Below are 17,961 nucleotides of genomic sequence, written 5' to 3'. Positions count from 1 at the left end.
ATATTTTATACAGCGGCTTTCCTTATTGGCCGCTTTCTTTTTAATATAGGTTTGGAAGGATATTCTCTGTGTCTCAAATTATTAAATATCAATGCTACTGCAAATAATATAAGCACACCTGTTAATACTGGCGACAAAACATACAGGTAGCCTAGCTCTTCAATCTTTTTCCCACCAGTAACAGCGATTAATGCAGTGGCTCCCCCTGGTGGATGCAAAGTCTTAGTGATTTGCATTGCAACAATTGATAAAGAAACTGCCAGAGCACAGGCAAGCCAAATTTCATCTGAAATCAGTTTAGAAACAGTAACGCCAATTATAGCACACAATACATGTCCACCAATTAGATTACGAGGTTGTGCAAGTGGACTATTTACAAGTCCATATACCAATACAGATGAAGCCCCGAATGACCCAATCAGGAACAAATTATCGCTAGCCACCAGATATTGACTATTCAACAAGCCGATTAAGCCAATCCCTACAAAAGATCCAATAAAAGTAAGCACATGTTCCTTTGCATCTATTAATGTTTCACGGTATAAAATATACCTGGCTTTACGGTATTGTTTTCTTATGATCTTTTTTGGCATCTACTTCCCTATTTTGCCGCAAAAATAATACAATATCTAGTCATATACTAGTTATTCTTAAATAACTCCAGTTTTCTTTGGGGGAATCCATTACTCAACAGAATATTTATCAGTTATTTAGGTAAAAAGGATAGACAAATCCTCAATAAGCATGTAAATTAAAGCAATTCTGGCGAAGTTATTGATGCATTTCCAGATATGGTTATCGCCCCATCTTTTTTACGTATTCTTGCTATCTCCTGTCTGATTATTATAACAGTTTTTTGTAGTTCCTGTAATAAACCACAAGCTACAAGAATGGCATTTTATTACTGGAAACAGAGTTTTAAATTGGATGAAAAGCAAGAAGGCTTACTTAAAACAACAACATCCAGTAGGCTCTATACTCGTTTTTTTGATATTAAATGGGATAACAAAAAGCAAAATCCTTATCCCGAATCCATTATTAGCTTTAAGGATAAAGCTCCTTCTATTGAAATTATCCCGGTTGTATTTATTACCAATCAGACTTTTGAAAAGTCAGACCAATATGGTGTTGACAGCCTTGCAATAAAATGTAGTGACCTGATTAATCGTATTGCACTTAAACATGGAATAGATTACAAAACCATACAAATAGATTGCGACTGGACTTTGAGCACTAAGGACAAATACTTTAGTTTTTTAAAATCCTTGAAAACACTTAACACGAAAACATTAGAAGTTACCATCAGGTTACATCAGGTAAAATACCAGTTTAAAACCGGAGTACCTCCTGCAGATCGCGGTGTTCTCATGTTTTACAATATGGGACAATTATCTGCAGACTTAAATGTGCCTAATTCTATTTATAACCCGACAGATGCTCAAAAATATGTGAATAGCTTAAATAGTTATCTCTTGCCTCTGGACATTGCATTACCTGTATTTTCATGGGCGCTTCAAATAAGGGATCATAAAATAATTCAGGTATATGGAAAAATGGGCAGGGCTGAACTAAGCAATACAGAGGATTTTAGTCCGATGCCCCAAAAAGACACTTACAAAGCTATACGCTCCTTTTTTACAGGTGGCATTTATGTAAAAGCTGGTGACCTGTTTAAGCTCGAAGAAACAAATAAAGCATTACTCCAACAAGCGGCAAAACAACTTGCTGCTCATCTTAATAAAAATGAAAAAAGAACAATCATCTACTATGAGCTGGGCAATCTCAATTTATCAGCATTTAAAGCACAGGATTTCAAAGAAATTTCTGCTTATTTTTAGTCTCACCGGCCTTACTGCGGGTGGAATAGTGTGGGCATGTGCCGATTATGGCTATGATTATGAATATTCCAGTTTTACCCCTGAAGCATTTGTATCTAAAGAATATACACCATTCTTCTATGCTGAATATATTTCCTATTATGGAGAAACCTACCCTTTTGTCACCAATAACACTCGTTTTAACAATGTAAATATCGACGACTGGTATACCTACTTTAAGAAAAAGATTGATAAGAAGTCTTTGGGATATCTTTTAACAAAAGCCAGCTACGAGAGTATTGACTCAGTATATGATAACCTCAAAGGTAAAATAGCAGTTCTACCGGCTCAAATGCCGCAATTAAAATCTTTAAAATTAGACAGCAAGAAGGCCAACGCTTTTTTCGACTACCTGTTACTTGCTAAATCTGCCGAGGCTTTTTCCACTGCAGATGACAGCTATTACTGGGATCTAAAGGCCCCGGAAGCTCCGTCTATTAAGTTGGAGAAACCAATGATGGCGAGTTTTAAAAATGCAAAAGATCCATTTATTAAACAAAGATTATGGTTTCAAATGGTCAGATATTATTATTTCTTAGAAAAGGGAAATGCTGATGTATCAACCCAGACTTCAAAAACACTAAGCATATTTAACAGCTATAAAGATACTTTTCCAAAAAACATGATGTACTATCGTACTTTAGGCTATGTTGCAGGATGGTATTATAAAAAAGAGGACTATGCACAATCGAACTACCTCAATAGCTTGTGCTATAATTACTCATGGGAAACTAAAATCCCGGCAGAATGGAGTTTTCGTCCGCAGGAAGAAGGTGATTGGAACAAGACCTTAGACTTAGCAAAAAGCACAGCCGAAAAGGTTACGTTATGGCATTTACTAGGTATACACTATGACCCACAAAGAGCCATTCAGGAAATTATAAAATTAGACCCTAAATCAGAAAAGTTAGACCTTTTACTGGCTAGAGTTGTGAATAAGACAGAGTATTTCCTTGGAAGCATTTATCATACGGAGCCTGACTCAGCAGCGAAAGAAAGTTTAAAACAAAATACCGCTCTGGTGAGTGGCATCGCATTAAAGAACAATACTGGCAAACCCTATTTCTGGAACATGGCCGCAGGATATTTTAAAGTGATGAACCATGATTATGCAGCAGCAAGAAGTTTTTATAATACAGCTAAAAAGCAGCTTCCAAAAGGGGATAAACTTATCCTTGCTCAATATAAAATACTAGACTGGACTTTATATGTAAACGAACTTAAAAAGATTGATGCTAAAGTCGAGAGCCAGATCATAGAGCCTTTAAATTGGTTTTCGGATCTTAAAACAGGGAAGGATAGTGTTCCCTCATTGAGATTTTACAAAGCATTAAACGAGAGTATTGATAAGATTTCAGAATTATATAAAAAGCAGGGAGACTTTGTTAAGGCTAATGCTTTTAAAAGCTATGACAATTTCTATACGGATAATAGTAAAATAGAGCAGATGAAAGCTTTATTGCAAAAGGAACAAAAAACACCTTTTGAACAGGCTATGCTTCGTTATTACCCTTTCAACATGAGCGATCTTTATTACCATCAGGCACTTGTTCTTACCTATCAGGACAAAATTGATGAGGCCATAATGATGATGGAAAAATCCGATAGCCAGGGCTTCCTGATGCCTGCGAATCCGTTCAACATTAAAATAAATGATTGTCATGATTGTGACCATGCAAAGAAACAAAGCAAAGACATATATAGTTTTGATTTATTAAAAACCATACAAAGTATGAAAGCTGAAATAAAGCAAGGTAAAAACGTCTATAATAATGCGCTATTACTTGGCAATGTTTTTTATAACATTACGTTTTATGGTAATGCCAGATCATTTTATATGGCTAAAACAATGCAAGCCGAAGGTTCAACACCGTTTGAATTGCCAAGTGCTTTCAGGTCGATGTTGTTATCGAATAAAGTTTCTGAAAAGTATTACCTGGAGGCAGCCAATGCGGCTAAAACCAAGGAGCAGAAAGCAAAGTGTGTTTTTATGGCAAGCAAGTGTGAACGCAATGAAAGTTATAACAGGATTTATAATAAACCGGAAAATGCAAACGCAGGCTATTGGAATGTAGATATTGAACCCGTTTTCTTTGGAAAATACTTCTCTACTTTAAAGAGTCAGTACAATGATACCCAGTTCTACAAAGAGGCTTTAAAAGAGTGTGGCTATTTTAAACGCTATGATGATAAATACTAGATTGAAAAAAATATTTAGTCGCATACAATAATATGCTTTATTAAGCGTCTATATATTTGAGAGCGTTAATTTAGATGGGCGGGAATGACCGGTAGGGTTATTCCCGCTTCTTTTTTATAAGTATTTTACTTTTTAACGATTTCACCTTTCTGGATTACAAACTCTGGTTGATCAAAGGTTTCCAGAGATTTCGTCGGATCAGCATTGAGAATCAATAGATCTGCTCTTTTTCCTGCACGAACTACTCCCCTGTCTTTTAGTCCTGTTACCAAAGCACCGTTTAATGAAGCTGTTTGAATGACCTGAAGATTAGACATGCCACATTTAGCTGCTAATAGTTTCATTTCATCCAGCAAAGGAACACTTTCATTTTTTGAAGGAAAAATCCAATCTGTTCCAGCTACAATTTTTACTCCTAACTCATTTGCACGACGGGTAATCAGTGCTGCATTCATCATCTTGTTATTCTCTGCATGGAAAACAGTTGGGTCTAAGAAAGTACCACGCTTTTTCATTTCCAATAACATCTGATCACGAACATTAGTATCCAATTTCAATCCTTTATAGAGTTGCGCCCATGCTGCGCCTATTTCTATTGTATCACCTTTAATCTGCTGAAAAACCAGATCATTGGCATGCGACATACTATTTACATTAGATTGAGCGACATCCATTGGCTTGGAAGGGAATATAGCACCATGAGCCCAGGCCAATAATCCTTGCTGATGTGCCTCATTGGTAATTTCACGAATCAGCTCTTTGCTAAGACTTGCATATATTTTTATTCCTGTCACACCTGCTTTCTTTGCATCTGCAATTGCAGGTTTTACATCTGCTTTAGAGCGAATAGCCCGGTACCAGGGATTCTTACCTAAGTCTTCTTCACCCTTTCTACCCGCACCCATCATCGCAAAATATCCTGGTCCTGCAAACTGTGCAGCATAATATATATCAGGTCCAGGCACCTTACCATCCTGAACCTTCTTTTTACACTCAGCAAGGAAAGGTGCATTACCTGCCATATCTCTTACTGTAGTGATACCATGGACCAACAGATTCTTCATGATACTATCTGTTGTAGCATATGCCTTTTTAAGATCTGTTAAATCACCTGTTCCTAAATGCACATGCGAATCCATCAAGCCCGGAGTAATAAATTTACCTGTACAATCTATCACCTTTGTTTTGGCATTAATTGTTTTCGGCGCAGAAGCAGATATCGAATAAATCTTTCCGTCTTTTATCAGCACTGAGCCTTTAAACGGCTTAACATTCGCATCACCATCAATAATAGTCGCATTCTTTAACAAGATTGACACAGGAGTCTGAGCATAAACTGCTAACTGCCACAATAATAGTGACATCAATATTTTGATTTTAATCATCCGTTTATTTTTAAAAGTTTAGCCTGTTCTATTTTATAAATTTCTCAAGCGTCTGCTCCAATGCAGCCCCTCTTAAATTCGTCGCAATGATTTTTCCCTTGGGATCTATTAAAAAGTTAGCAGGAATCGCCTTAATTTCATACAGATTGTTTACACCGGCTTTCTTATCATTTAATAATTGTACCCAAGGCATTCCATCTTCCTGAACTGCTTTTCTCCAATCTGCTTCTTTAGCATCTAATGATACTCCTAGCACAGTAAAGCCTCTTGTTTTATAATTATCGTAAGCTTTTACTACTGTAGGATTTTCTTTCCTGCACGGGCCACACCAACTGGCCCAGAAATCTAATAAAACGTATTTACCTTTAAAAGAGGCTAAGTTAACAAGCTTTCCATCCAGGTCTTTTAACTCAAAATCAGGAGCCTGCTGTCCAACTGCAATTGACTTTAACCTGTTTACTTTTTGTTGAATCTGTTTCAGATAATAGCAATTCTGAACAGAAGGATCAAACTCTTTTAAAAAGATTTCCATTTTTGGGATATCATCAGTAGACATGGTATATAAACTTGCCATCACCGCTACAGGCATACTCTTACGATGTTTTGGAATAAGTGCCGTTATTTCCTCTTGCTTTTGCTTGAATAATTTATCCAGTTTATCTCCCGCAGCCTTTAATTTCGCCATATTTTCAGGAGTCTGCGCAATGTTATTATACAAATTGAACGCTTCATTATAAGGTTTAGTTGCAGCTTCAATAGCTTTATTTGCTTTTAAATTATCATATAATTTATTGTACTCATCACTACATGGAGATCCTTTGAGCTTAGTTAGCGTCATATTTTTCTCTTTAACTGTTGCCTGGATTTCAATTTCAGGGCTACACACAAAAAATGAGATTAAAGGTCTGTTCATGGATGGTCCGAGCTTACCTAAAGATGGTGCATGCAGGTAATAATACCGCATATCTCCGATCTCCATGTCTGCTGTAATTTTAAATTGACCATTCCGGGTCTGCGTTTTCATGATAACACTTTGGTCAACATTTAACAGCACCAACTCATTATTTTCAAAGTTTTGTATCTCTCCCTGAATAGTTACTTTTTTAATCTGTGCATTAGCACCTATAGCCAACAGAAGACATAAGCCTGCTATTATTTTTCTCATGATCAATCGCTCTTATTTTAAATTTGTATGTAATATTTCTTCCAATTCCTTTTCAGAAATGTTTTGTGCAATCACCTTTCCTGATTTATCTAAAAGAAAAACTGTTGGTAAGCTTGACACACTATACTGACTTGCAACCGGAGAATCTTTTATGCCGGTTAGTTCTGATACCTGAAGCCAGGGTAAATCGTCCTTCTTTACCGCAGCCTGCCAAAGAGCTTTTTTATCATCCATAGAAACAGAAATGATTTCAAACCCTTTGCTTTTGTACTTATTATAAACAGGTTTTATTTTCTGATTAGCTGCCCTGCATGGTGTACACCAGGATGCCCAGAAGTCGACCACCACATATTTACCTTGTAATGAAGATAGTTTTACACTCTTTCCTGATAAATCTTTGATACTAAAATCAGGGGCTGTTTTCCCCACCAAAGAAGCGGCATTTTTCTTATTATACTGATCGGTTAGCTTTGTATAAACATCTGAATAAGCCAATGACGGAGAAAAGAGTGCTTTCATTTCTGTCAGTTGTTTCAGATTCATTACATCAAAGTGCGGACGCATCATATGTAACATTGCTAATGATGCTGGATACTTACGGATGTATTTATACTTTATTTCCATCTGCTGGTCATTTAGCACATTCATCTCTTCCCCCTCTTTTACTCTTTCTTCTTTGGGCAACTTTTCGTATCGGTGGGACAATTCCTGTAGCTTGGTATTTAAGACTTCACATTCTGCTTCATATGCTCTTTGTATCCCCATTTCAGTTCCTCCGATTACTTCGTCCTTAGTTTTCCAATCAGGATACATCAGTACATTGTATTGCTCATTTTCAAGGAATAGTGACAATGATTTCCTTACTTTCTTAATTTGTATGGATACTGATAGCGGATGGTTTACTTTTCCCCGGAAGCTAAACTCTCCATTATTGGTTACTGTAGTGCTATCAAGCAGCTTCCTTCCCTGATCAAAGCTATAGAGATAGGCCATAGATGGCTGGTTTAGACCAGCCATCTTTCCTTTTATCTGATATCCTTTTTGAGCAAAAGCTATTGTTGTAGCAAAACACAAAGCAACACCTACACTTGTAGATTTAATGATTTTTTTAATGTTGTTCATTATCTCGGATTAGGAATAATACCGGGGTTTAATAGGCGCACATTACCTGGTATTTGCTGAACGAAAATATTAGAACCTGCTTCCAATTTATAAATCCCATCTGTATTTGCACGCACGTAACTTTTTCTGAAACGATTGTCACTGTCCAAACGTTTCATATCAAACCAACGCAGGCCTTTACCAAACAATTCTCTTCTACGTTCATCAATTACCAATTTTAAAGCTTCGTCAGGTGTGGCCGCAGTTAGATCCTTGTAATCTGCGGAATAAAACCGTTTCTTTCTTAAATCATTTAACAATTGTAGCGCTGGAGCAATCTGCTGTGCTCTGGCTTCAGCCTCTGCTGAGATCAGCATCATTTCAGGGACTCCAATATTGTAGTTCAGAGCAGAGGGTATATACAATCGGGCGAGATCTGGATTTGGGTTTCCTTTCCTATCCAAAGTGGTAAAATTAAATACATAACGTAAATCCTTTTCACCCAACAGATCAAAAAAATCCTGAGAGATGGCATGATTAGTTAAAATAGTTCCAAAACCTGTTTCCTTATAAGAAATCATCTCTGGATGTTTATTAATAACTGGCTTATTATTGATACCGGTTAAGGGTATAGCAGGATTGATAAAACTCATGGTACTATAATCAAACAACGTACTTTTCAAAGCCAAGGCCATATTCGCATACTTTTTTGCCTCAGGATAATTATCCATACTTTGATAAACTCTAGCTAATAAAGCAAATGCAGCAGTCTTATTATTACGATACAGATTTTTTGCTTCATCTGGCAATTGGTCTTTAGCTTTCAATAAATCCTGAAGGATTAAGCCATAAACAGCAGCGACAGTTGCCCTGGTAGGTTTTGCTTCCAAATCCGGGATGACAATCAATGGTATACCTAAGTCTGTTTCCGCAGTTTTCGCATCATAATCTTTTGCATACTCGTTCACTAGATTCCAATAAGCATAAGCCCGATTAAAATAGGCATCACCCAAAACTTCCATACGCTGTTTTTCAGTTCCGTCTTTGAGCTTCGAGACTTCCTCAATAATAACATTTGCATTGAAAATGTTGTTATACATAGGATCCCACCCCGTATCAGTTTCAGTCGATAAATAAAATTCAGGTAACCATTTATAGCCCTTTGTAGTTGCACGTGCAAATGAGCTTTTCACCTGTGCATCACTTAAATAAATATTATCAGAGAGCTCTTCCAGGAAAGCATTGCTATTTGTGGAGTAAGAAGGATTTGATGAAAGATCTTCATAATCCTGAATAAACTCAGGAATAAATTTCTTTTTCGGTTTTACATCCAGAAACTTCTCACAGCTAGCGAACACCATCATCGCCACAATAAGCAAACTATATCTTTTCATCACTGTATATCTTAATTGTTTCATTTTTTTATTTCAAATAATTAAAAACCTAAGTTGATTCCGAAAGTAGTCGTAACAGGCTCTGGTAATGCATATATCGAAGCCGTACTTTCTGTAGAGCGCGAAGCAATAACAGCTTCAGGATCAATACCGAATTTATTCTTCTTGAACAAATACAGATTGTTCATCTGAGCTACAACCCTGATCGATTTAAAAGGTGTAGATTTCAACAGGTTAGCATTAAAGCTATAACCCAATTGCACTTCTCTGAGACGTACAAATGATGCATTGATAATGCTATTACTAGATAAAGTACCTGCTCTGGTATAATCATCACTTAAATATTGCATATCGGGCAAGGCCGGAATATCTGTAATAAGCTCATCACCAGGCTTACGCCATCTTTTCGAGATCTGATCATTATAAGCACCAGACCAATCAAATCCATACATTTCTGGCATCTCTCTACGCACTACGTGTCCATAATTAAATACAACGAATGCCATGGCATCAAAACCTTTGTACCTAAAGGTATTGCTCCATCCACCGGTTAATTTAGGTCTGGCTGTACCACTGTATTCTAAGGAACCTTCGACTGGAATATAGACTTTATTTCCTGCCCCATCATATACCTGCGGGCGTCCCTCATTATCTAGTCCAGCCCATTTATAACTCCAGACAGATTCACGTTCATATCCTTCAAGAAATTGCACTACTCCCTTCGGACGGTTAATTGCCGGGCTACTATCCTTTATTCTATTGTGAGTTACCTTATTCTTATTAAAGCCTAGTGTTAAATTACTGTTCCAGCTAAAATTATTCATTCTGATAACTTCAGCTTTCAATCCTAGTTCAACCCCCCGATTCACCATATTCGCGGCATTCACATAAGCCTTTGTTAATCCAACCGTCGGATCAAGATCCTGATCACCTAGTAAATCATAGCTATATTTTCGATAATAATCCATTGACATGGAGATGCGGTCTCTTAAAACACCTATATCTGCACCCAAGTTAAAGGTTCTGGAACGTTCCCAACGCAATTTAGGATTTGGAGGTGAATCTATCCTTGCCACATAATCATTGATTACTGTGTTCAGGAATCTACGGGCAACAAGATAAGTGGTGGAATTATTATTTCTGTCAAAATTACCCGTTAGACCATAAGTCACGCGTAAACCTAAATTAGAAAACAGATCAGACTTGAAAAAAGATTCATTGCTGATATTCCATTTTCCTCCAATTGACCATAATGGTGTCTTTTTAAACTTAGGATCCGCTCCAAATAAATTAGAATGGTCTGTCCTGTAACTACCGGTAAAGGTATAACGCTCATCAAAAGTATAGGCTAGAGTAGAATAAAAAGAGTATTCACGGGTATCCAAAAAATTCAAGTTGGTATAAGAATCCGTATTATATTTATGAATATCTCCATCCCACCATTTAATTCCATCTCCAGCTAAGCTTATTGAATTAATATTCAAAGAACTAAGTAAATCATCATTATATCCTAAATATCTAAGTTGATTAGACTGCGAAGTGGTTTTTCGCAGATCAAATCCTCCAATCACATTGATAAAATGTTTATTATTGATTTTTTTTGAGTAATTGAGCTGATTTCGGAAGGCATAATTTGTATAGTTTGAATTACCCATATCTAGAATATCACCATAAGGAATATTCTGAACCAGTTTATTGTTGTTGTCTACGGAAGTCATATAATTTACCAGGTTTCGCACATAATATCCATTCTTATTATTCAACGTCCTGTTTTCCCTGGTGGTTTTTTCATATATAAAATCATTTGAAAGACTTAAACCATCAAGAATCTTCCAGTCAGCCCCTACTCTTGTTTTCAAACCCCAACCCGACATCTTATTATTGGCTATTCTATTCTCTTCCAGCAAATTGAATCCATTATCCAGATAACCTAAGCCCGTCAGTCTTTTGTTTTCAACAATATTAAAATTTGAATAATCATATACATAATTACCATCTTGATCTAATAGCATTTGATAAGGTAACAAAGCGCGGGTTGCAGATTCAATACCAGAATAGCCTGATTTACCTCCGCTATATATAGCAGATAGATCTGTACGAAGAGTTAAAAAATTAGTTACTGCGTAACTGTTTCTAGAATTAATAGTTACCGCATCTGAATTATTTCCTTTGAAGCCTGATTTGTCAGATTGATAATTACCTGACAAAAAGTATTGTACCTTATCTGAACCTCCTGAGAAAGAAAGAAAATGGCTTTGATTTACACTTGGACGCAACAATAAGTTATCGATCTGATCTCTGTTAGAAAGCCCTGCAAGTTTTCCTAAACGTTCATCTCTTTCAGCTAAAGTAATATCTTTTCTGTCATAATCATTAAAAATCCCAATAGACTCTGAGTAACCGCCTTTATTACCATCAAATATGGGAGCCATGATATAAAACTTATCATATTGTTCTTTTTGATAATCGATCACTGATGCAGCATCAGCACGTCTCAAAGCATTGTAATCAGGTTTATTGGTTATTCTTGTATTACCTGAATAATTCACTTGTAATTTACCTTGTTTTCCCTTTTTTGTGGTGATGACAATTACACCATTAGCTGCTTGAGATCCCCACACAGCAGCGGCAGAAGCATCTTTCAATACCGTCACATTAGCAATTTCATTGATATCAGGATAAATAGTACTCACGAACCCATCGACTATAAACAAAGGTTGAGTTCCAGCCCTTAAAGAGCTTCCCCCTCTTATTTGAAGATCATTTTGACCATTCACTCCTTTATATACACTCAAACCTGGTACTGTACCTTCCAGCAATCTATCTAATGTTACATTATTACGTTGCCCAATTTCGCTCTCAGTCAGAGTTGCAAAAGAACCTGTTGTGTTTTTACGTTGCAAAGTTTGATATCCTGTAACAACTACTTCGTTTAAAAAGCCAACATCTTCTTTCAATAATACATCTAGCTTAGCTTGTCCTTTTACATTAACTTCTTGTTTTTGAAAACCTACATAGCTAAATTCCAATACATCATTATCATGAACATGTATAATATACCTGCCATTTATATCGGTGGTTGTTACAACTTTTGAAAGCCTGGCTTTTACAACTACGCCAGGAATTCCTCTGCCATCCTTATCCGTAACTACACCTCCTATATTATGAGGATCAATATCTCTTTGTGTCTTTAGATTATTGACAGCCTTTGGTTTAATTACCAAATGATTATCTATAAGCTCATAAGTATACTTATTGGCAAGAATAATTTTCATCAACTCATCAAGTGTAGCATTTGATACATTAATATCAATTTTCTTAGCTGCATTGAATTCATCATTGCTATAGAAAAAATCTAAACCTTTTTGTTGCTCTTTCATTATTCTGAAGAGTTCGCGAACAGTTATCTGTTTCTCTGAAATGGTAAATTTCCCCGACTGTGCAAATGCACTTACAGGCAGTGTGCAAATAAAAATGAGGTATAGCAGGCAAAACAACCTGCCAAGTTTTAATAAGCGCCCTATACGCCTACTTTTAGTAAAAGTTTGGTTCATAAATTAAAGGTTAGTTGATTAAGTATTAAGATTTCGTGATATACAATGTTTCGTTTCGGATCTCGAACTTCACATTGGTTGATGTTCCGATAAGTTTAAGTAAAGTATTAAGTGTATTATTCTTTTCTATTGACCCTGTAAAGCGTAATCCTTTTGCTTCAGCATTCGTAAATACAACTTTTATATTGTACCACCTGCTAAACCTTTCTGCTATTTGCTCCAACGGCATATTATCAAACACAAAGACTCCATCCTTCCATGCGTAATCACTATAGATTAAAGCGGTTGGTTTAAGTGCTGGTAATATATTTGGCTTTTGACTACCAATTCTGATTTTTGACCCGGCAAGCATACGCTGTTTATTCCCCAGCTTATCGCTCACATTCACAATCCCTTCTACCAGTGTTGCTTCTGCAAAGCCCGTCCCTTTATAAGCCAAAACATTAAATGCTGTACCCACCGCTTCTACATCCATGTGATCAGTTTTAACTATAAAAGGATGTTTTTTATCTTTTGCTACTTTAAAATAGGCTTCGCCAGTTAGCTTTACTTCTCTGATAGCGGCCTTACTAAAATCAACCCTATAAGTAAGTTCAGATCCTGAGTTTACCCATACATGGGTTTTATCAGGTAAAATAATTTCATACTGCCCGCCATCCGGAACAATAAGTTTATGATAACCTTCTTGCCCGGAATTGGTATTATACACCAGCATCTTTCCATTATTTGTGGCTACTGGTGAATTTTTCCCTCCTGAAATGTCAATCGTAGCTCTATTCTGCAAGCTCACCCGCTTTCCATCAGGAAGTACAAGTTCTGCCCGATTTCCCCCTGGCTGAATAATCTGAGTTGTAAGGCTCTGTTTTGGATCTTTAATTATAGTGGTATAAATTAGCAGTCCAACAGCGGCTACCAATAATATTGATGCTGCATACTTTAATATCGACCATGATCTCTTAGGTCTTAATAGATGAACAGGAGCTTCGGTAAGCTGTAGCTTTACTTTCTTCCATGCAGCATCAGTGTCTGGTTTTTTACTCCCTTTATTTTCAAACAGTTTTTTTACAGCTGCAAGATCATCATGTTCCTGCTGATTTTTTACGTCTAAAGCTAGCCAGGACTGAAGTTCATACCGCTCGTCATCAGTTAACACTCCTGAGGTAATACTCCTGACCATTAGTTCTTTTATCCGTGCTTTATCATTGCTATCCATCTGCTCCATATACTACCATGACAACTCAACAAAAAAAAAGGGTGATGCCTATTTGAAATATTTTATATTATTCTTTTTCCAAAGCAATTAAAGTAAGAAAACAAGGAAAGTTAAATCTTTTAGTTGTGGACGAAGAGTAGAAAATGCTTTGGTCATTTGTGTTTTAACTGTATTTATGGAAATGTCAAGTTGGGCCGCAGCTTCTTTATAACTTTTATCTTCCAATACACAAAGTAGAAAGACTTTTCTGCATTGCGCAGGAAGCTGATCAATAGCATCCATAATCCTTTGCCTTGTTTCTGCTGCCACTAATGAATCTCTTCCTCCATCTGCTTCAGTATGTGTTGAACCATAGTTATCTGCATAGTTCTGCCTTACCTTTTGCGCTTTTACATAATTCAATGCGGCATTTTTAACTGAGCGATATAAATAATGTTCCTGCTGAATTTCAAGTGTATCTGCCTGAATTGCTGCCCAACATTTTACAAAAACATCTTGCACCACATCTTCTGCCGCTTCCATATCTTTAATAACGATATTGGAATAGTAACACAGCGTTTGATAATGTTCCCGAAAAAGCTTTTCAAACTGTTGGTGCATCGGGTTATTTTTAGGTTATTTCATTACTATAATCTTTCCTGGTTCCATCTTAAAATGTACCCCTCCTGCCTTTTCCAGCAGACTTAACACTTTCGATACATGTTCAAAACGAGAAACCTTTACATCAAATATTTTACTGTTATCAATATCCTGATAAAGCACATCTACATCATACCAGCGAGAGATCCTTTTCATGATACTTTCCAAAGGTTCGCTATTGCATATAAATAATCCATTTTTCCAGGCTAACACTTCAGCTGTATCTGCCCTGACTACATCTATACTACCCCCTTTTATAATTCCCTGCTGTCCGGCTTTTAGAATAAAATCTTCAGATGAGGTTGCTTCTTTACCAAATGCTCTCATCTTTAAACTACCTTCAAGAAGTGTTGTCTTTGCAATATGCTCATCAGTATAGTTATTGATGTTAAAATGTGTACCCAGCACTTTTACCAACTGATGGTTTGTACTTACCCGAAAGGGATGCATTGCTCCTCTGGTTACTTCAAGATACGCTTCGCCACTTATTTCAATTCTCCTTTCCTTGTTATGAACAAGATTGAGGGGGAATGTAAGTGTCGATCCTGCATTCAGCCATACCTTACTCCCATCTGGCAAGGTTATCTGATAAGTACCTCCTTTAGGTGTAGTAATCGTATGGAAATCCTCATTTAGATTTCTTGTAGCTTCAATACTGGCTTCGTACATCAGTTCACCATTTCCAGTTTTACGGAATATCAAGCCTGATTCTTCGCCTAACTCGCCATCTGCAGCCTCATTTAAAACAATTGTTTTTCCACTTGCTGTAGTCAGAACAGCCCTGTTCCCTCCCGGAGGCACATCATTATTGATCAGTTCTGCTGCAAGATCTTTCAGCTTTACACCAGGATAATTTTTATGAAACATGGCAGCTATACCAGTAGTTATTAAGGCAATACAAGCTATTGAAAGATATATAAATGCTTTACGTTTATAAAATTGGGGTTGATTAGAAGAATCAGATTGTGAGGTACTATTTTCCACGTTTTAAGTTTTTTTACTAAGCAATGATACGTTAAATCGGCGAATCAGCTAACCAATTATATATATAATTTCTGAATTAAGTACTATTACAGCTCAGTTTCTGAAACAAATGAAGCAGGTAATTTGTTGTTATTTGATCAAAAAGAATAAAAAATTCATTCTAAAAATCTGCTAAATGAAATCATCAATATACACATTAGCTCTCATTGCTATGATATCTTCATCCTGCACAAATGAAAATAAATCAAAAGTGACGAATGATACTACCGAAATCATTGCGCATGACACTACTTTTACTTCATCAACACCTAAAACAAACAGTACTGATTGTTATCAATATATTAAAAATAAGGATACAGCTTCACTTAAAATAAATATAGAGGGTGAAGAACTGACTGGAAATCTTAATTACAATTTATTTGAGAAAGACCGTAATTCAGGAACAATTGCAGGTGAAATGAAAGGTGATACCATTATTGCTGAATACACTTTCGATTCAGAAGGTATGAGATCAGTACGAGAAGTTGTATTTGTAAAGAAAATTGATGGTAACATTTACGAAGGTACAGGAGAAGTAATGGAGAAAGGAGGCAAAATGGTCTTCAAAGATCGTTCAGCTTTAAAATTTAGTCCAGCAATGGTATTTACAAAAACGAATTGCGACTAAAATCCCTCAAACTTTTCCCAGAAACCATCAACTGGTAGCTTTGCAAATATATTTACCGGCTCCTTTTTAACCGGATGAATAAACTGAAGCCTTCTGGCATGCAAACAAATACTGCCTTTACGGCTACCACGAGGATATCCATATTTATTATCACCTACAATTGGACATCCCATAGTAGATAATTGTACTCTGATCTGATGAGAACGCCCGGTTAATGGATCTACTTCAATTAAATAATAACCATTTAATTCACCAATAAGTTTGTAACTCAATTCAGAACGCTGACTTCCAGGCACCTCTGTATTATACGGAGTTACTACATTTTTTTGTGGATTTTTAATTAACCAATGAACTAATGTTCCAGATGCTTTTGCAGGTCTGTTACGTACTACAGCCCAATAAGTCTTTTTAACTTCCCGGTTTTTAAACAATGCATTTACCCTTTCCAGAGCTTTACTTGTTTTAGCGAACAGGATAACACCACTTACAGGCCTGTCCAGCCTATGTACCACCCCTAAAAATGCACTATTGGGCTTATTATACTTGATAGCAAGATATTTTTTTACCTGCTCATCTAATGGCTCATCACCAGTTTCATCAACCTGCACAATATCTCCCGCCCTTTTCATAACGGCAATCAGGTGATTATCTTCGTAAAGTATATCCTTATCTGTTACAGGCATTTTTAATATTGCTCCTTTTCATTTGGAAAATCATTGCCTTTAACATCTCTTATGTAAGATTGTGCTGCTTCTTTTATTCCCTCATATAAATCAAGATACTGACGTAAAAAACGAGGTTTAAATCCTTTTGTCAATCCAATCATATCATTAACGACCAAAACTTGTCCGTCGCAATCGCCACCAGCACCAATGCCAATAGTAGGAATATGTAAACTTTCCGAAACTTCTTTACCTAATGCTGCCGGAATTTTCTCCAGTACTATTGCAAAACAACCAGCCTCTTGCAATGCAAGAGCATCCGTCCTCAATTTTTCAGCCTCAGCTTCGCCTTTAGCTCTAACAGTATATGTACCAAATTTATATATAGATTGAGGAGTAAGTCCAAGGTGCCCCATTACCGGAATACCTGCAGTTATAATGCGTTGAATAGAATCAACTATTTCTGTTCCACCCTCTAACTTTACACCATGCGCACCAGATTCTTTCATGATACGGATTGCAGAGTTTAAGGCTTCCTTAGAATTACCCTGGTATGAACCAAAAGGTAAATCTACAACTACAAAAGAGCGGGAAGCACCTCTTACTACAGACTGTGCATGGTAAATCATCTGATCTAATGTAATGGGCAAGGTAGTCTCATGACCCGCCATAACATTAGAAGCTGAATCCCCCACAAGCAATACATCAAGACCTGCATCATTGAGAATCGTAGCCATAGAATAATCGTATGCAGTTAACATAGAGATTTTCTCTCCACGTTGTTTCATTTCCTGTAATATATGAGTAGTGATTCTCTTTACTTCTTTATTTACCGACATACTTTTATAATTTTTTGTTGAGCAAAATTAGTCTTTACATCCGTAAATAAAGGGATTTTTATTGAAAATTATATTGACATAATACTTAGTTTGAAGTATTTTGATGCCTCATTATCTGCTTAGATTATAATACTTTTAGGAAATCTTAAAAAATTCCTTGAATAAAACACTGTAAAAACATACCTTTGTACTCCGAAATGAATGAGTTACTTAACAGCATTTTTGTTAACAACGTAATCGGGTTTAAAACCGTAGTCAAATCCTCATTTTTCTCTTTTTTT

14 protein-coding genes are annotated in these 17,961 nt (G+C 36.4%); 3 read left to right on the top strand and 11 right to left on the bottom strand.

Annotated elements, in window-relative coordinates:
* Window positions 1-5: 5 nt before the first annotated feature.
* The gene (locus ABDJ41_RS04010; protein WP_349784447.1) at window positions 6-593 is read right to left on the bottom strand and encodes an HPP family protein; all 588 of its coding nucleotides are present in this window, start codon (window positions 591-593) and stop codon (window positions 6-8) included.
* Between the two features lie 297 nt (window positions 594-890).
* Here ABDJ41_RS04010 and ABDJ41_RS04005 point away from each other — a divergent pair, with 297 nt between their 5' ends.
* Together ABDJ41_RS04005 and ABDJ41_RS04000 are read left to right on the top strand one after the other, a co-directional pair.
* The gene (locus ABDJ41_RS04005; protein ID WP_349784446.1) at window positions 891-1,838 is read left to right on the top strand and encodes a hypothetical protein; all 948 of its coding nucleotides are present in this window, start codon (window positions 891-893) and stop codon (window positions 1,836-1,838) included.
* Window positions 1,744-4,077 carry a hypothetical protein gene (locus ABDJ41_RS04000; protein ID WP_349784445.1) on the top strand — a complete coding sequence of 778 codons (2,334 nt, stop codon included), beginning with the start codon at window positions 1,744-1,746 and terminating at the stop codon, window positions 4,075-4,077. The genes ABDJ41_RS04005 and ABDJ41_RS04000 overlap by 95 nt, the downstream gene beginning before the upstream one ends.
* Before the next feature lie 125 nt (window positions 4,078-4,202).
* On the opposite strand, the gene ABDJ41_RS03995 is transcribed toward ABDJ41_RS04000, so the two are convergent.
* From ABDJ41_RS03995 to ABDJ41_RS03960, 8 genes are all read right to left on the bottom strand, one after another.
* Window positions 4,203-5,462: an amidohydrolase family protein gene (locus tag ABDJ41_RS03995; RefSeq protein ID WP_349784444.1), complete on the bottom strand. Its 1,260-nt coding sequence runs from the start codon at window positions 5,460-5,462 to the stop codon at window positions 4,203-4,205.
* A gap of 28 nt (window positions 5,463-5,490) precedes the next feature.
* Window positions 5,491-6,627 (bottom strand): redoxin domain-containing protein, encoded by a 1,137-nt coding sequence (locus ABDJ41_RS03990; RefSeq protein ID WP_349784443.1) that lies wholly within the window; start codon window positions 6,625-6,627, stop codon window positions 5,491-5,493.
* Window positions 6,628-6,639: 12 nt separating this feature from the next.
* Window positions 6,640-7,749: a redoxin domain-containing protein gene (locus tag ABDJ41_RS03985; protein WP_349784442.1), complete on the bottom strand. Its 1,110-nt coding sequence runs from the start codon at window positions 7,747-7,749 to the stop codon at window positions 6,640-6,642.
* The gene (locus ABDJ41_RS03980) at window positions 7,749-9,146 is read right to left on the bottom strand and encodes a RagB/SusD family nutrient uptake outer membrane protein (protein WP_349784441.1); all 1,398 of its coding nucleotides are present in this window, start codon (window positions 9,144-9,146) and stop codon (window positions 7,749-7,751) included. Before ABDJ41_RS03980 ends, ABDJ41_RS03985 begins: the two co-directional genes overlap by 1 nt.
* Window positions 9,147-9,163: 17 nt before the next feature.
* On the bottom strand, window positions 9,164-12,676 hold the full coding sequence (locus ABDJ41_RS03975) for a SusC/RagA family TonB-linked outer membrane protein (protein WP_349784440.1): 3,513 nt from the start codon (window positions 12,674-12,676) through the stop codon (window positions 9,164-9,166).
* Between the two features lie 25 nt (window positions 12,677-12,701).
* Window positions 12,702-13,898, bottom strand: coding sequence for a FecR family protein (locus ABDJ41_RS03970; protein ID WP_349784439.1), 1,197 nt, complete (start codon window positions 13,896-13,898; stop codon window positions 12,702-12,704).
* A gap of 78 nt (window positions 13,899-13,976) precedes the next feature.
* Window positions 13,977-14,489: an RNA polymerase sigma-70 factor gene (locus ABDJ41_RS03965; protein ID WP_349784438.1), complete on the bottom strand. Its 513-nt coding sequence runs from the start codon at window positions 14,487-14,489 to the stop codon at window positions 13,977-13,979.
* 15 nt (window positions 14,490-14,504) lie between these two features.
* A complete protein-coding gene (locus ABDJ41_RS03960) occupies window positions 14,505-15,512 on the bottom strand; it encodes a FecR family protein (RefSeq protein WP_349784437.1) in 1,008 nt (335 codons plus the stop codon).
* Between the two features lie 175 nt (window positions 15,513-15,687).
* Between ABDJ41_RS03960 and ABDJ41_RS03955 the strand changes: the two genes are divergently transcribed.
* Window positions 15,688-16,179, top strand: a complete 492-nt coding sequence (locus tag ABDJ41_RS03955) for a hypothetical protein (protein WP_349784436.1) — start codon at window positions 15,688-15,690, stop codon at window positions 16,177-16,179.
* Here the strand turns inward: ABDJ41_RS03955 and ABDJ41_RS03950 are convergent.
* The gene (locus tag ABDJ41_RS03950; RefSeq protein ID WP_349784435.1) at window positions 16,176-16,862 is read right to left on the bottom strand and encodes an RluA family pseudouridine synthase; all 687 of its coding nucleotides are present in this window, start codon (window positions 16,860-16,862) and stop codon (window positions 16,176-16,178) included. The genes ABDJ41_RS03955 and ABDJ41_RS03950 overlap by 4 nt on opposite strands.
* Window positions 16,863-16,864: 2 nt before the next feature.
* Window positions 16,865-17,680, bottom strand: a complete 816-nt coding sequence (gene panB / locus ABDJ41_RS03945; RefSeq protein WP_349784434.1) for a 3-methyl-2-oxobutanoate hydroxymethyltransferase — start codon at window positions 17,678-17,680, stop codon at window positions 16,865-16,867.
* Between the last annotated feature and the right edge of the window lie 281 nt (window positions 17,681-17,961).

It is taken from the genome of Pedobacter sp. ASV1-7 (assembly GCF_040203335.1).
Taxonomy (GTDB): Bacteria; Bacteroidota; Bacteroidia; order Sphingobacteriales; family Sphingobacteriaceae; genus Pedobacter.
Note: the sequence above shows the minus strand (reverse complement) of the source record. Positions and strands in the feature narration are given on the sequence as shown.

Coding starts and splice junctions, on each gene's coding strand:
- ABDJ41_RS04010 (WP_349784447.1), bottom strand. CDS start 593: ATGCCAAAAAAGATCATAAGAAAACAATACCGTAAAGCCAGGTATATT.
- ABDJ41_RS04005 (WP_349784446.1), top strand. CDS start 891: ATGGCATTTTATTACTGGAAACAGAGTTTTAAATTGGATGAAAAGCAA.
- ABDJ41_RS04000 (WP_349784445.1), top strand. CDS start 1,744: ATGAAAAAAGAACAATCATCTACTATGAGCTGGGCAATCTCAATTTAT.
- ABDJ41_RS03995 (WP_349784444.1), bottom strand. CDS start 5,462: ATGATTAAAATCAAAATATTGATGTCACTATTATTGTGGCAGTTAGCA.
- ABDJ41_RS03990 (WP_349784443.1), bottom strand. CDS start 6,627: ATGAGAAAAATAATAGCAGGCTTATGTCTTCTGTTGGCTATAGGTGCT.
- ABDJ41_RS03985 (WP_349784442.1), bottom strand. CDS start 7,749: ATGAACAACATTAAAAAAATCATTAAATCTACAAGTGTAGGTGTTGCT.
- ABDJ41_RS03980 (WP_349784441.1), bottom strand. CDS start 9,146: ATGAAACAATTAAGATATACAGTGATGAAAAGATATAGTTTGCTTATT.
- ABDJ41_RS03975 (WP_349784440.1), bottom strand. CDS start 12,676: ATGAACCAAACTTTTACTAAAAGTAGGCGTATAGGGCGCTTATTAAAA.
- ABDJ41_RS03970 (WP_349784439.1), bottom strand. CDS start 13,898: ATGGAGCAGATGGATAGCAATGATAAAGCACGGATAAAAGAACTAATG.
- ABDJ41_RS03965 (WP_349784438.1), bottom strand. CDS start 14,489: ATGCACCAACAGTTTGAAAAGCTTTTTCGGGAACATTATCAAACGCTG.
- ABDJ41_RS03955 (WP_349784436.1), top strand. CDS start 15,688: ATGAAATCATCAATATACACATTAGCTCTCATTGCTATGATATCTTCA.
- ABDJ41_RS03950 (WP_349784435.1), bottom strand. CDS start 16,862: ATGCCTGTAACAGATAAGGATATACTTTACGAAGATAATCACCTGATT.
- panB (WP_349784434.1), bottom strand. CDS start 17,680: ATGTCGGTAAATAAAGAAGTAAAGAGAATCACTACTCATATATTACAG.